Below are 13,638 nucleotides of genomic sequence, written 5' to 3' on the forward strand. Positions count from 1 at the left end.
GATCAGCTCCTGTGCCTGGGCGGAGTCGCCGCTTCGAGGTGGATCCGGACCAGGTTGCGCAGATCCCCGGCGGTCAGCCCGTCGGCCTCGTTGAGCGGAGCGTCTTCGGGCATCGCGGCGGCGATGCGGGCCGCATTGGTCAGGGCACGCCGGCCGGGGGTCGAACGCCCTTCCGCAAGCAGCAGCAATCCAAGATGGTAATGGGCCATGGCAAAGCTTTTATCGAGATAGATGCTCTTAAGGAAGCTTTTCTCGGCATCGTCCGGCCGTCGGAGCCCGTGCAGGATGAGGCCATGGTAAAAATGAAGGGCGGCGCTCAGGGGCTCCATGACCAGGGCCTTTCGGCACAGAGCGTCGGCCGCGGTGAAATCGCCCGTATTGGCGCTCGCCCTGACCTCGTCCAGCAGGGAGCCAGATGCCGGAGGAGGCTGGGTGACCTGCGCCTGAGGCCGCAAAGCCGTGGGCGGAGCGGGACGCGGGCGCTCGACCGGCTCGACGTGCTTGGGTGGGGGAAGCAGCGGCACCCAATGCCCCGGGACAGGGCTGGCTCGTTCGACAGGGTAAGCCTCAGGCGCCGTCCCCGCGCCCGGCCGGTAGGCCACGGTCCCCGGCAGGTTCAGGGTCTGCATCATGGCCGAAAAGGCAGGGTTGGGCTCCGCATGGCCCAGCAGCATCCAGCCGCTCTCCGTGAGACGGTCGCGCAGGGCCTCGACGATCCGGACCACTTTGTCCGGATGAAAATAGATCAGGACGTTGCGGCAGAGAATCAGATCGAAATCGGTGAGCTCGAGGGGGGATGTGCCGTCGAGGAGACTCAGGAGATTGTGCTTCTCGAAACGGACCAGGGAACGGAATTCCGGCCTGACCTGCCACTGGCCCTTCCCGGCATCCAGGAAATAGCGCTCCCGTTCCGCGGCCGGCATGGAGCGGAGGGCCCATTTCCCGAACCGCGCCTGCCTGGCGAGGTTGAGGAAGCTGTCGTTGATGTCCGTGCCGACGATGCCGACGCGCCATGTGCCGAGGCGCTCGCTGAGGATCTCCTTGACGAGGATGGCGAGGGAATAGGGCTCCGCTCCGGTCGAGCATCCGGCGCTCCAGATGCGCAGCCGCCGGGTGTCGCCCTTCCTGTCGATGATCTCGGGCAGGATCGTCTCCCGCAGGGCCGCGAACTGCTCCGCGTAACGGAAGAAGAAGGTCTCGCCGATGGTGATCTCGGCTTCCAGCTTGCCCCATTCGGCCGGGCCCGAGATCGCATCGTCCAGGAGATTCAGATATTGCGTCGAATCGGCGAGGCCCGTGGCGCGCAGGCGCTTGCGCACCCGCTCCCAGAGGAGGTCGTCCTTGTCCTGGTAGTAGAAATGTCCGGTGTGCTCGATTATGCGGCTTTTCAGGTTTGGAAAGCCGGGATCGATCAGCGGGACAGCGATGGCCCGTGTGGCCATCAGGCCTCGACCGCCCATTCGCTGAGCCGGTTCTGCGCCTGGCGACCGAGCTCCGCCAGGGCCTGCTGCTCTTCTGCGAGGAGAATGCGTTCGACGGAAAGCAGGTGGACGAGCCGCTCGTCCCACGTGACCTCCGCCTCGACACAGCCGTTGAGGGTGCCCTCCTGGCTGACGGGCGACAGCTGCGACGGCGCGATACTTGCGACATCGAGAACCCTATCGACGAGAAGCGCCGTCGTTCCAGGCCCGGTGAACCGGTCGACGAGGATCAGATGCCGATAGAGGTTCGCCTCGGCGCCGTCGCCCATCTTCTGAAGGCCGAACAGCACGTCGAGCCGAAGCACCGGAACCGCCTGGCCACCCAAGTTGAAGAAACCCGCCACCGGACGAGGCAGGGCCGGGGGACGCCACAGGTGGGGCAGGGGCAGAAATTCGCGCACGGCGCTTCTATGCAGGGCACAGGCGGTGCCGCACACGTCGAACACTATGATCTGCAAGCTGGCCATGGATTCGGATCGAGGGAGAAAACCGGGTTTGGGCATAAGCCCATTCGGCCATTAGATAGGGGCGGGACAGGCTCTGGCAACAGGCCTGAGTACCGCTCGCTAATACCGCATCTGGCCGGTGACTTCCGCGATGGCGTTCAACCCGGCGGCGGCTTCGTCCGAATATCCCGTCTGCTGCACGGCACGGAAAACCTTCGCGGCATCGTCGTAGCGGCCGAGCTTGAGATAGGACCAGCCGCGAATGAGCAGAAGGTCGTTCTGCTCCGGGACGATACGGGCCCGCTCGGTCAGGGCGAGAAGGGTTTCCACGTAGCGCCCGTCCCGATAGGCCGCCAGCGCCCGCTGCGTCAGGATCGAGGCGCCGAGCTCCACCCGGCGCTCTCGGGTCTGCGGCGCCTCGGCGGCCGCGATGGCCGCCTCGGAGGTCAGGTTCTTGCGCAGATAGGCGAGAGACTTGCCGTAAGCCGCTTCCTCGCGGGTACGGCTGCTGCCGGAGGCGATGGCCTGATCGAAAGCCGCCACGGCTTCCATGGGGCGGTTGATCTCCATGAGACACCAGCCCCGGGTGAGGGCGCTGTCGCCGGCCAGACCGGCCGGATTGCGCGTCATGGCGCAGCTGCGCCCCAGGGTGGACCGGGCCTGATTCTGTCTGCGCCGCACATTGGCTTCCGTCCGGGTGAACGTCTGCTCGGTCTCGACCCGCTCTACCGTGACCCGAGGGGCAACCGGGCGAGGCTGCACCGGCGGGGGAGCGCTCTCGACGGGCTGAGCCATGGGGATCTGTGCGACAATGGCCGGCGTAGCGGCAGGCTGCCGCCTAGCGGCCGGGTTCGTGCCATCCGCCAGTTCGGCGATGCGTTGCGAGCGGCCGCGCCACTGCGCGACCACGGCGTTGAAGCCTGCCCGGTCGTTCAGGCGCTGGGTCGTCAGGGCCAACCCATAGGCGGAGGCCTCGTCGTCGGCCTTCCAGGTGAGGGCCGTGCGGAACCAGTCGCGCGCCGTGCGGATCTGCTCTGTGTTGTAGGAATACCAGCCGAGCGCCTGGGCCGCGTCCGAGAAGCGCTGCGCGGTGACGACCGGGACGATCCGGGCAAGTACCTGCGGTTCGAGGCGCGGCGGCGGATCCTGGCTGAGGAGCGCGGTCGTCACGTCGAGATAGATCTTCATGTTCTCGGGTGCGCGCTCACGCCATTCATAGGCAAAAGCTTCGGCGTCCGTGAGGCGCTCGAGGGCGCGCAGCGCCATGGCATAGCCTTCCGCCGCCTTCGGCCCGCCGTCGCGGTCCAGGGCGGTCTTGAACAATTCGAGCGCTCGCGCCGGGTTTCCGTGGTGATAGTTGTACCATCCGAGGATCAGCACGGGGCCGGCTTCGTTCGTGTTCTGGATCATCCGCTCGACCACGGCGAGATCCTCGGCCGAGGCCGTGAGCTTGCTGTCGAGGGAGGCGCGCTCGACACGGCGACGGGCCAGTTCGTCCCGGATGGACGTGAAATCGTCCGGGCTCTCGCCGGTCTTGCGCTCGAATTGGAGCAGGGCGGTCACCTGCGGCTCGGGCAGCAGGGTCAGAGCCTTTTGAAGAGTCGCCAGACGTTCGCCCGGGTTGGCGCAATTCTGCAGGAGATAGGTGTAAACGTCCCGCGTCCGGTTCGGCTGGTCCGTCCGGGCGAAAGCTTCCGCTACCCGCCACATCACGTCCACGTTCGTGCAGGTCAGGAGGCCCGGCGTTTCCGTCGCCACCTGCAAGACTGTCCGCCATTGGCCCGTATCGGACGCATTGGTCAGGCGGCGGCGCGCCTCGACCATGTCGAGGGCCGTGACGAGCTCCTCCGGCGGTTTCCAGTTCGGGTCGGAGGTCTGGCGCTCGGTGATGGCGGCGCGGACCTCGGCGATCCGGTCTTCGCGATAGAGGTTCCACAGGCGCTCGATGAGCGGGTCGGGCATTGCGGCTCCGGCGGCGCCGGAGAGCTGCGAGAGGTCGCTCGGCGGCGTCCAGTTGGGATAAAGCGCGCGCAATCGCGCGATTTCCGCATTCACGCGGCGAGTATCGCCTTGGGACGCGAAATAGCGCAGAGCGGATTCGTCGACCTGAGGCTGGGATCCGTTCGCAGGTGGCGTCGGGGCCGGCGGCGATCCGGCGGGCGGCTGATTATTGCCGGTGCCTGTTTGCTGCGCGATGGCTGCGAAGCCCAGGATTGCGACCGCAATCGTTATGGCACTGCCGACGAGACGCATTGCGGATATTTTTCACCAAGCAGGGATTTCGCCAAAAGATACAGGGTCGACGGATAATAGAGGGTCGGCTCGAAGGTTTTCAAAGCCTCGGGAACAGGCGTTCCGTCGAGAGCGCAGGCCAAGGCCGCGGGCAGGATGGCGTAGCCCTGGTCGGTCAGTCGCTCCCGGATCTGTCCGGTCACCACATTGACCACGGCAACTCCCTCGTTATCCGCAGACCAGCGCTGCCTGAGAGCCCTCAGCCACTCCATATCAGTCATTCCTGCTCTCAACAGGTAAAGCGGTATCCTTAACGAGTTGTAACCAAACTCGGGAGGAAAGCCATCCGCCGGTTGCGGCTGGAGCCCGTTGTGCAGCGAGATCCAATCGGCCGGGAGCCTGACGCGGCCTGAGATCGTCTGCTGCAGCAGCATCACGCCGTCCCGCCAGACCCGGTTCCATTCATATTCGGGCGCCAGGGCGGCCATCACCGGAAAGGCTTCGAAGACCCAGTAGGAAAGGTTGACGACGGGACCGTCGGGGCGGTCGGACGCGCCGAAGCCGTGAGCGCCGGGCAGGAGGGTCAAGGATTGCCCGTTGCGGGCGAACGTGGTCTTGCCGATGGCCCTCGCGAGTTTCTGCGCGGCCGTCGTGTAGCGGGGCTCCTGCCAAGCCGCGCCGGCCTTGGCCAGGGCGTAGGCGATGAGCAGGTCGCCGTCGGTGGCGTTGTTGCGATCCGTCACCCGCGGCTTCGCGGCCGGATCCCATTTCCAGGCAGCCAGACCATCGTCCCGGATGAGAAGCTCGGTAAAGGTGAAGTTCCAGATCTGCTCGAACGAGCTCCTGTCGGCGGCCGCCAGGGCAAGCAGCAGCCCGTATCCCTGACCCTCGCTGTGGCTGATATTGCCGTTGGCCGTATCGACCACGCGCCCATTGTCCTCCACGAAGCGCGAGCGATAGGCCTCCCAATCGGCCGGGGAGACGGTTCCCACCACATTCAAGGGCTGAACGGACAAGGTCTGGGAGGATGCCATCGGCGCCATGAGAAGGAACAAGGCGGCACAGAGCCTGGGCAGAAGCGGGTTGGGCCGGCGCATTCTCACTCTCATGAGCGGCGTCCCAGGCGGTTCAGGAGCAGCGAGGTCGCGATGCCCAGGAAGGTACAGCATGCCAACATGAGAAGCGCGTAGGGAAGAATGTTGGCGGACATCCAGTTCGCCGCGACCAGGCGCAGGTTCGTCAGCGACGGGGGCTGCGTCTGCACGAAGCGGTATTCCTTGATGGGCTCGACCTGCAGCTTCATCTCGCTGGGGTCGAGCGCGACGGCGCGGCCGGCAATCTGGGACCAGATCATCGGGTTCGCCAACCGGGCTGTCTCGGCGGCAAGGGCCTTGTCCGTACGGGCCGTCACGAGAGTCCAGACGCCGGACGATTCGGTGCGGCTCTGCGCCACGAGCAGGGATGCCCGCTGCGGCGGCTCATAGGGCGCATCGGCGCGCTCGTTCAGAGACAGGGATTTGAGGGAGAGGCTGAACGTCTTCTCCATCCAGTCCTGCACGGTGCCGATCGTCTGCTGAAGAACGCCGCGACGCTGGAACGTCTCCGACCAGCGCTTGCGGACCTCGTCCGTCGAGGCGGCCGCCATGCGGTCCGGTGAGCCCTGGGGAGCAGGGAGGCTGAAATCCGTGTTGGCCGTCTGCGGCCCGGCCCGGTCGCCCGCGGTCGGCGTCGACGGCCAGATCATGCGCAGATGCTCCGACACCTTCACCCGGTTGAGGAGGCCGGCGGGAATCTGATCGACGGCGCCGATGAAGAGCACCGATTCGTCGTCCGCCGAGGCCGCGTTGGCAAATTGCGCGCGCACCGGCGCGCCGGCGCTGCGCGCCATGCGTGCGAGCAGGGTTCCGGCTGCGGAATAGTTCAAGGAATCGGGCCGGGCCAGAACCACGGTCGTCGGAAGATCCTCGTCGGGGAAGCGCCCCGAACTCAGGACCGCGAGATCCGGCAGGCGCCCGATGCGCCCATAGGTGGGAAATTCGATCGTGGTGGTGTCGAACAGGACGAAGCGGTTCGTCTCGGACAGGGTCTCGCCCGGGGTGCAGCGCTCATCGGCATCCGTCAGCAGCGCGGCCTCGATGGTGATGTGGTTGAGCCCGGATCTGAAATTCTTGAGCGGTACGCGGACATTGTAGCGCTTGACGATGTCTCCCTGGGACGTGATCGTCATCTGCGTGCTGATCATGCCGTTGACGAACACGTTCACATGGCTGCCCGGCCGCACAGCCGACGTGTACGCCGCATCGAGATGCAGGATGGTCTCGCCGTATTCGGTGGCGTAGAAATCCGGCGGCAGGTTGATGGAAAAGCCCACCTTCAGCCGCCGCCCGGAGAATTCCTGCGTCGGGACGCCGAGATCGGCAAAGCGGAAGCTCTGGGCGCCGAAGGCCGTCGGGACTTCCGGCCACTGCCATGAGGCGGTGTCGATCATGCCGCGCTCGGCCTGGGAGGCGCCCAGGCTGCGGGTTCCGACGATGCCGATGGCGGTATCGAGGTCCTGCCAGGACGGCCCGGAAACCACCAGGGTGGAGCCCAGGGAGCCCGGTTCCTGCATCATCATGGTCAGCGGCTGGATCGAGGCGGCGTCCGGCACACCCGTGATCAGGCCGCGCAATTCGCTGGCCAGGCCCATGGCCACCTTGATCGTGCCGACCGGGGAGGGACCCGGATCGGACTCCACCACCTGGATCACCGGATGGGCATAGCGTCCGCGCAGGGCGACGAGCTGCACGAGACGCAGCAGGCGGTCGCGGATTTCGGGGCGGTAGATCTTGGGGGCGACCACGCGGATCGTCGTCACGCCTTCATTGTCGACGCCGACGGCGGGCAGATCGTCCAGACCGCGCAGCGTCTTGGTGGCGCCTTCGGCGAAAACGAGCTTTGTGGAGGCCGAGTCCACATCGGTCCAAAGCTCGTATGTGGCGTCGACCGTGCAGTCCGTCCGGTGGCGCTGGAAGGCTTCCATGCGGACGATGTTCTGCCCCGCCCGCAGGAGGCCGGGACGGATCGAGGCCGTCAGGCGCTTGATGTCCGTGGACGAAGAGATCGGCGTATCGACGACGGATTCACCGTTGATCGCGATCCGCAGTCGCGAGCCTTCGGGCATCACCACGACCGCATTCTTGTAGCCGAGCGCGATGCTGGCGCCGCTCGATGCCTCGTCCTGTGTGAGGTGGACGGTCCAGGACCGGGCATCGGTTTCGCCTTCGAGGCGGAGCGTCTCGAAAGGAAGGATGGGGCGTTCGATCCGCGCCGTGCGGCGGGCCGCAGGGGCTCCCGCGGCAGGGGCGGCCGATCTGGCGGGGGCCGGAGCGCCGGCCTGAGCCGGAGGAGCCGGGCGCTGGGGCGTGGCGTTGAAAGGCGTCGTCCCGCCGGACGGGGGAGCGGCCGGCGGTGCCGTGGATGGGCTGGACGGCGCCGCGCCTTGCTGGCGCATCTCGAAGGGAGCCGCAGCCGGAGCCTGCTGCACCGGAGCCTGCTGCGCCGGTTGCTGCTGCGGAGCTGGCTGGGCTGCCGGCGGCGTGCTCGGTGCAGCGGGCGACATGCTGAAGGGCGTCTGCGCGACGGCGCCCTGCGCGCCCAGCGCCTGGATGGCCAGCAGAGAGGAGATCAGGACCCGACGCACGATAGACCTCTATTTGGCAGCCGAAGGGACGGCCGGCACCTGAGGCTTCGAGGCGCCGATCTTCTGCAGGCCGAAGAAATAGGAGAGACCCCGTCCCGTCTGGTAGAACGCGACCATGAAGAACCAGAGCGTTCCCCGGAGGACCCCGATATCGTGGTGCCGGTTCTTCTGGAACTGACTCCACTGGTCGGCATTCGCAAAGACCAGATCGGCGATCATCCGCCGATGCTCCGGCTTCTCGATCAGGAAGCGGCAGCCGAGCAGCAGCCCCTTGTCGTCCATGCCGACCTTGCGGATCTCCATGGGCAGATGCTGGACGGGCAAGCTGGAGAACGGTTGGAACTCGAGGGTGCCGGAGGTTCCCTTCTTCAGCTTCGGCTCGGCCGAGGGCGGAACATGAACTCTTGCGCCTCCCACCGAGACGTCCCTCACGACCGCGTCGATGGCCTCGTCGCCCATGATGAAGCGGCACGGACGCTCGACCCGGACACGATGGCTGTGGCGCCTCGTGGCCCGCTCGGACACCACGCCCAGGGCGCAGCCCGCAATGATGAGGTTGAGGACGTTCCAGGCGCCCGTCACAAGGGTGAGATCCGCCTTGTAAGGCTCCGCCCAGACGCGGACCCCGGTCGCGATGACGCCGAGGATCAGGATGCCGAAAATGATGAAATACGGCGTTCCCAGCTCCGAGACGCGGCTCTCCGCCATGGACTCGTTCTTCGCCGTGACCTTGAAGGTGGGCTTGCTGGGATTGGCGATCACCGACAGCACGGCCGGCAGGAGGTAGATGGTCTGGATGTACTCGTAGAGATCGGAAATCCACGGCCAGCGGTAGCGGCCGTAGAGGTAGTTCTGCATCATGAAGTTCACCATCATGTAGGTGAACGTGTAGGCGAGGAACTCGCCGCCCGATGCGGTGAAGATCTCGAGCGAGAAGAAGAGATAGCAGAGCGGCGAAACGAGAAAGCAGAACCGCGAGAACGGGAACAGCCAGAACATGCTGCTCGACATGTAGCAAAGTCGCTGCGAGATCTTCAGTCCGCGCTTGAGGGGCGGAAACTTGTAGCGCAGGATCTGCATCATGCCCTGCGCCCAGCGCGAGCGCTGACCGATGAAGCTGGCGAAGCTGTCCGGCTGAAGGCCCGCGATCAGCGGCTTGTCCACGTAGACGCTCGTCCAGCCGCGGGAGTGGAGCTCGAGGGCGGTCTCGCAATCCTCGGTGATGCTGACACCGCTGAAGCCGTTGGTTTCCTGAAGGGCTTCGCGCCGAAGCACGGCGGCCGAGCCGCAGAAGAACGCCGCATCCCACTTGTCGAGACCGCGCTGGATGACGCCGTAGAACATCTCGTTCTCCGACGGCATGGTCTGGAACGTGCCGAGATTGCGCTCCAGCGGATCGGGATTGATGAAGAAGTGCGGAGTCTGAACCAGAAACAGGTTCTTGTCCTTGGTGAAATAGCCGACCGTCTCCATGAGGAAGCTGCGCGCGGGAGCGTGGTCCGCATCGAACACGGCCACCAGGTCACCGGTCGAGTTGTCGAGGCCGTTGTTGAGATTGCCGGCCTTCGCGTGCAGGTTGCGCGCCCGGGTCAGGTACTTCACGTCCATGACCTCGCAGAGCGCCTGCAGTTCCGCGCGGCGCTCCCGGGCCTCCTGGGCGGTCTTGGCGTTGCTCGAATTGCACTTCTCGTCCGTGCCGCCGTCGTCCAGAAGCCAGACCGTCACCTTGTCCTCAGGATAGGTCATGGCCTTGGCGGCGGCCAGGGTCGTCGCCAGGAGGTCGGCGCCCTCGTTGTAGCTCGGCACGAAAACGTCGACGGTCGGCAGGTTCTCAGGGTCGATCTGCGGAGCCGTGCGGGATTTCAGGGGGCTCGACACCACGAAGAGGCTCAGGAACAGCATCATCACGCTGTACATCTCGGCCAGATAGAGCAGGAAGCCCGGGATGAAGCTCGTGATCTCGGTGATCGGCGGGATCGTGCTGGTGGTGCGCCAGAAGACGTAGCGCAGGACGATGGCGGTGCCGAGAGCCAGCGCGATCAGCCGCCAGATGCCCTGGGCCCGGAAGAATTTCAGGATGATCATGCAGGCCACGACCGTGAGGCCCGCAACGAGATGTGCCTGGATGCTGATCGGAAGAGCAACGATCGAGATGATCAATACCGCCGCCACAGCCCAAAAGGCCACGATAAGACCTGCTCGCATCGTCTGGATTCTCGGCTCAAGGTTTGCGTGGGAGATCGCACGCTTAGTTCAAGACTAAAGTCGGGTCTATTAATATATCTATAGTGACGTTTAGGCCTAATGTCACAGCAGTAAACGGAACATTACTTTAAGTAATGTTATTTCAATAAAATATGGCGCTACTGAGCTGGGGGCGGCGGTACGATGGGATAGCCGCTCGACGCTGCTGGTTCCGTTGCGGCAGGGGGCGGCACGGCGGGGACTATCGTGTCCTTGTCGATGGTGCGCCGGGGAGCCTGCGCGGAAGGCGTGATCTGCCGCGTCCTCTCAGTGATGGTCCGCCGCCGGACAACCGAGGCCCTTCCTTCGCTGTCACCGAGGCCCAACGGATACATCGGGGCGTCCTTCTCTCCGAGGTGCTGAGGCGGCGAGGGCGGATTCCCGTAAGGGTTCCAGGATTCCTGACGGTAATAGGCGGCAATCGTATAACCGTAAAAGACGCGTAGCAGCTGATCCACATTGGCGTCCGCATCGCAGAGGCGCAGGCGCACGGAGACCGCCCCGCCCGGCACGAAGATGGCGGGCTCGCCTGGCTCGATCTTCTGCCAGGCGTACAGGCACAGGTCGCCCGTGGAGGAACGCCCGGTGGCAAAGCCGAAGGGGCCGAACCGGTTCTGCACGTAGACGAGCGAGGTTTCCATCTCGACGCCCGGCATCCGCTCCTCCATCTCGCGCTGGAGGCGGTCCGGGGTCATGGAGGGAAGGGACAGGGAGTTCGGGACTTCCATGTTGCCCGCGGTGTTGTTGAGCAGGCTTACGTAAAACGCGTTCTGACCCGTGGTCAGGGAGGCTGTCGAGAGGGCGATCTCCTGTGAAAGGCCGTCCTGGTATTGCTGTTGCAGCACAGCGACCACGGAGGGGCCGCCGGGTGGAGGAACGACGATCGCCCGCGTCGCCGGAACTTCGGACATGAGGCTCGCATACCCCAGATCGGACCGGCCAGCACAGGCGGACACGGCCATCAGGATGGCTCCGGCAGAAAGGCAGCTCAGCACTTTGCGTCCGCGCACCCAAATCGAACCGGTGTGTGGCGCGGAATGCGGAAGAGCGAGACGCGTCTGATTCGGGGGCATCGAGGCGGTCATGAAGAACTTCGATATCTCTAGGATTGACCAGGCGGCCGGGCTGGCTGCCGTGAAGGAGGACGGGACTTCGCGGATCGGCCCATCCGGCTGGATGGTTAATCAGCTATGACCATTCATGGTTAACGAAACGTAAGTGTTATAGCCAGGGCGGACTATAATCCAATGTCGGATAACGTCCGTCTTGAACCGTGGCGCAGGAGGGCCTAAAAGGAGCGCCTATCCTGCGGTGCTCCTGACCTTAGGTGAGCCGGGGTCATTTCCGTTCAAATTGATTGACCTGTTCCTCCCATGGACAGGCCGTTTTCTCAATCCCGGCTCGTCGGTCGGGGCTACGAAAGCCGTTCCCCATGAAGTCCGCCTTTTTGCGCAACGCGCTCGTCCTCGGCATGCTCTCGGCTGTCGGGCCTTTCGCCATCGACATGTACCTGCCGTCCTTCCCGGCCATTGCCCGCGAGTTCCAGGTGGATGTCAGCGCCGTGCAGATGAGCCTGATGAGCTTCTTCCTGGCGGTGGCGGTCTGCCAGATCGTCTACGGGCCGCTCTCGGACCGGTTCGGTCGCAAGCCGCCGCTCTATTTCGGCCTGGGCCTTTTCGTCCTGGCGGGCATCGGCTGCAGCTTCGCGCCGAATGTCGAAACCCTCATCGCGTTCCGGTTCCTGCAGGGTGTCGGGTCCTGTGCGGCCATGGTCATCCCCCGGGCCATCATCCGGGACCTCCATACGGGCCACGAGGCGGCCCGGCTGATGGCGACGACGATGCTCGTCTTCAGCGTCTCTCCCATCCTGGCGCCGCTCGCCGGCAGCACCCTGACGGCTTTCTTCAGCTGGCGCGCGATCTTCTGGGCCATTGCCGTGATCGGCCTTGCCGGCCTCGCCGTCGTTCTCTTCCTGCTGCCGGAAACCCACAAGCCGAACACGGAGCGCAAAGGCATCGGACATGCCTTTTCCACCTACCGAAGCCTTATGAAGGATCGTCGCTTCCTGGGCCTCGCCTTCATCGGCGGCTTCAGCCAGGCCAGCTTCTTTGCCTATCTTGCCGGCTCGTCGGTCATCTTCATCGAGCATTACGGCCTCACGCCGTCCGCCTACAGCATGGTCTTCGCGTCGAACGCCATCGCGTTCATCGGCAGCGCGCAGTTCAACAGCGTCTTCATGCGCCGCTTCGGCGCCGAGCGGGTGGTGAGAACCGCCATCTCGTGCTTTGCCGCCCTGGTGATCCTGCTGTTCGCCCTGACCATTCTGGGCGTCGACAACGTCTATGTTCTCTGGGGCCTGCTCTTCGTCTCCTTCGGCTGCCTCGGCTATGTGATTCCCTCGACGGCCGTGCTGGCGCTCGAGGAGCACGGCCCGGTGGCCGGAACCGCATCGGCACTCATGGGAACGCTCCAGCTCAGCACCGGCGCGGTGATCATCGTGCTCGTCAGCGCCTTCTACAACGGCACCCCGCTCTCGATGGTCAGCGCCATCGTTGTCTGTGGGATCGTCGCACTCACCCTGAGCTTGCGCATCATGAAGCCGAATCGCGTCTATCCCTGACGGATCTCGCTCAGGATCCAGTCGCGGAACGAGCGCAGGAGCGGCGTCTCCGCCTTGTGCTCCGGATAGACGAGGTAATAGGCGCCACTGCTGACGAGGCTCTGGGGAAACAGGATCTCGAGGCGGCCGGACGCCAGTTCGTCGGCGATGAGGAAGTGCGGGATGAGCGCGGCGCCGAGCCCTGCCGCGGCCGCCTGGGCCACCATGGCGAATTGCTCGAAGCGCGGACCGCGCAGCGGATTGCCGATCGTCACGTCGATGCTGGCGAACCACTCCGCCCAGGCCGTCGGGCGGGTGCTCTGCTGGAGCAGGGTGGCGCGGGTGAGATCCTGCGGCGTGCGCAGGTTCTCCCGCTCCCGATAGGCCGGGCTGCAGACGGGCACGACCTCCTCGTTCCGCAGCAATTCACAGACCGCGCCCGGCCAGTGCGGCTCGCCGAAATGGATGGCCGCGTCGAAGGGATCCGTGTCGAAATCGAAAGGGACGAGGCGCACGCCGAAATTCACCGTCGCGCCCGGGTGCAGGGCGAAGAAGCCTGGGATGCGCGGGATGAGCCAGCGGGTGCCGAAGGTCGGCAGGGTGGCGAGATTCAGGACGCCGCTCGTGCCCGACAGCGCGATGGCCTGATGGGTCGCGTCGGACAGCTCGGACAGGGTGCTGCGGACCTGGGAGGCATACCTGCGCCCCACATCGGTGAGCACGACCCGTTGCCGGGAGCGACTGAACAGGGAGACGCCGAGGGATTCCTCGAGCTGCTGGATCTGGCGCGAGACGGCGCTCTGCGTCAGGTTCAGCTCCTCGGCGGCTCTCGACACGCTGCCATGGCGGGCTGTGGCCTCGAAGGCCAGGAGATTGCCCACATTGGGCAGAAAGCCGCGACGAAACACGTTCATTCCATTTGAGAATAACCTGCTGCGAAGATGTCGATTTACA

The 13,638-nt window shown here is 65.1% G+C and carries 9 protein-coding genes; 1 reads left to right on the top strand and 8 read right to left on the bottom strand.

The window, feature by feature from the left end; genetic code table 11:
* Positions 1-2: 2 nt before the first annotated feature.
* The 7 genes from H0S73_RS05460 to bcsN form a co-directional block, all read right to left on the bottom strand.
* A complete protein-coding gene (locus H0S73_RS05460) occupies positions 3-1,442 on the bottom strand; it encodes a CheR family methyltransferase (protein WP_181051213.1) in 1,440 nt (479 codons plus the stop codon).
* Positions 1,442-1,948: a chemotaxis protein CheW gene (locus H0S73_RS05465; protein WP_181051214.1), complete on the bottom strand. Its 507-nt coding sequence runs from the start codon at positions 1,946-1,948 to the stop codon at positions 1,442-1,444. Before H0S73_RS05465 ends, H0S73_RS05460 begins: the two co-directional genes overlap by 1 nt.
* A gap of 99 nt (positions 1,949-2,047) precedes the next feature.
* Positions 2,048-4,180 (bottom strand): tetratricopeptide repeat protein, encoded by a 2,133-nt coding sequence (locus tag H0S73_RS05470; protein ID WP_181051215.1) that lies wholly within the window; start codon positions 4,178-4,180, stop codon positions 2,048-2,050.
* On the bottom strand, positions 4,156-5,256 hold the full coding sequence (locus H0S73_RS05475; RefSeq protein WP_181051216.1) for a family 8 glycosyl hydrolase: 1,101 nt from the start codon (positions 5,254-5,256) through the stop codon (positions 4,156-4,158). The genes H0S73_RS05470 and H0S73_RS05475 overlap by 25 nt, the downstream gene beginning before the upstream one ends.
* A gap of 8 nt (positions 5,257-5,264) precedes the next feature.
* Positions 5,265-7,841, bottom strand: coding sequence for a cellulose biosynthesis cyclic di-GMP-binding regulatory protein BcsB (locus tag H0S73_RS05480; RefSeq protein WP_181051217.1), 2,577 nt, complete (start codon positions 7,839-7,841; stop codon positions 5,265-5,267).
* A gap of 9 nt (positions 7,842-7,850) precedes the next feature.
* Positions 7,851-10,046: a UDP-forming cellulose synthase catalytic subunit gene (gene bcsA / locus H0S73_RS05485; protein ID WP_181051218.1), complete on the bottom strand. Its 2,196-nt coding sequence runs from the start codon at positions 10,044-10,046 to the stop codon at positions 7,851-7,853.
* Between the two features lie 158 nt (positions 10,047-10,204).
* Complete coding sequence (gene bcsN, locus H0S73_RS05490; RefSeq protein WP_181051219.1) at positions 10,205-10,996, bottom strand: cellulose biosynthesis protein BcsN; 792 nt, start codon at positions 10,994-10,996, stop codon at positions 10,205-10,207.
* Between the two features lie 521 nt (positions 10,997-11,517).
* Here bcsN and H0S73_RS05495 point away from each other — a divergent pair.
* Positions 11,518-12,705, top strand: a complete 1,188-nt coding sequence (locus H0S73_RS05495; protein WP_181051220.1) for a multidrug effflux MFS transporter — start codon at positions 11,518-11,520, stop codon at positions 12,703-12,705.
* On the opposite strand, the gene H0S73_RS05500 is transcribed toward H0S73_RS05495, so the two are convergent.
* On the bottom strand, positions 12,696-13,598 hold the full coding sequence (locus tag H0S73_RS05500) for a LysR family transcriptional regulator (protein WP_181051221.1): 903 nt from the start codon (positions 13,596-13,598) through the stop codon (positions 12,696-12,698). The two genes, H0S73_RS05495 and H0S73_RS05500, sit on opposite strands and share 10 nt — an antisense overlap.
* Positions 13,599-13,638: the final 40 nt, after the last annotated feature.

The organism is Microvirga mediterraneensis (genome assembly GCF_013520865.1).
Lineage (GTDB): Bacteria > Pseudomonadota > Alphaproteobacteria > Rhizobiales > Beijerinckiaceae > Microvirga > Microvirga mediterraneensis.

What these genes read in the sequence shown, in the direction of transcription:
- H0S73_RS05460 (WP_181051213.1), bottom strand. Translation starts at nt 1,442, where the DNA reads ATGGCCACACGGGCCATCGCTGTCCCGCTGATCGATCCCGGCTTTCCA.
- H0S73_RS05465 (WP_181051214.1), bottom strand. Translation starts at nt 1,948, where the DNA reads ATGGCCAGCTTGCAGATCATAGTGTTCGACGTGTGCGGCACCGCCTGT.
- H0S73_RS05470 (WP_181051215.1), bottom strand. Translation starts at nt 4,180, where the DNA reads ATGCGTCTCGTCGGCAGTGCCATAACGATTGCGGTCGCAATCCTGGGC.
- H0S73_RS05475 (WP_181051216.1), bottom strand. Translation starts at nt 5,256, where the DNA reads ATGCGCCGGCCCAACCCGCTTCTGCCCAGGCTCTGTGCCGCCTTGTTC.
- bcsA (WP_181051218.1), bottom strand. Translation starts at nt 10,046, where the DNA reads ATGCGAGCAGGTCTTATCGTGGCCTTTTGGGCTGTGGCGGCGGTATTG.
- bcsN (WP_181051219.1), bottom strand. Translation starts at nt 10,996, where the DNA reads ATGTCCGAAGTTCCGGCGACGCGGGCGATCGTCGTTCCTCCACCCGGC.
- H0S73_RS05495 (WP_181051220.1), top strand. Translation starts at nt 11,518, where the DNA reads ATGAAGTCCGCCTTTTTGCGCAACGCGCTCGTCCTCGGCATGCTCTCG.
- H0S73_RS05500 (WP_181051221.1), bottom strand. Translation starts at nt 13,598, where the DNA reads ATGAACGTGTTTCGTCGCGGCTTTCTGCCCAATGTGGGCAATCTCCTG.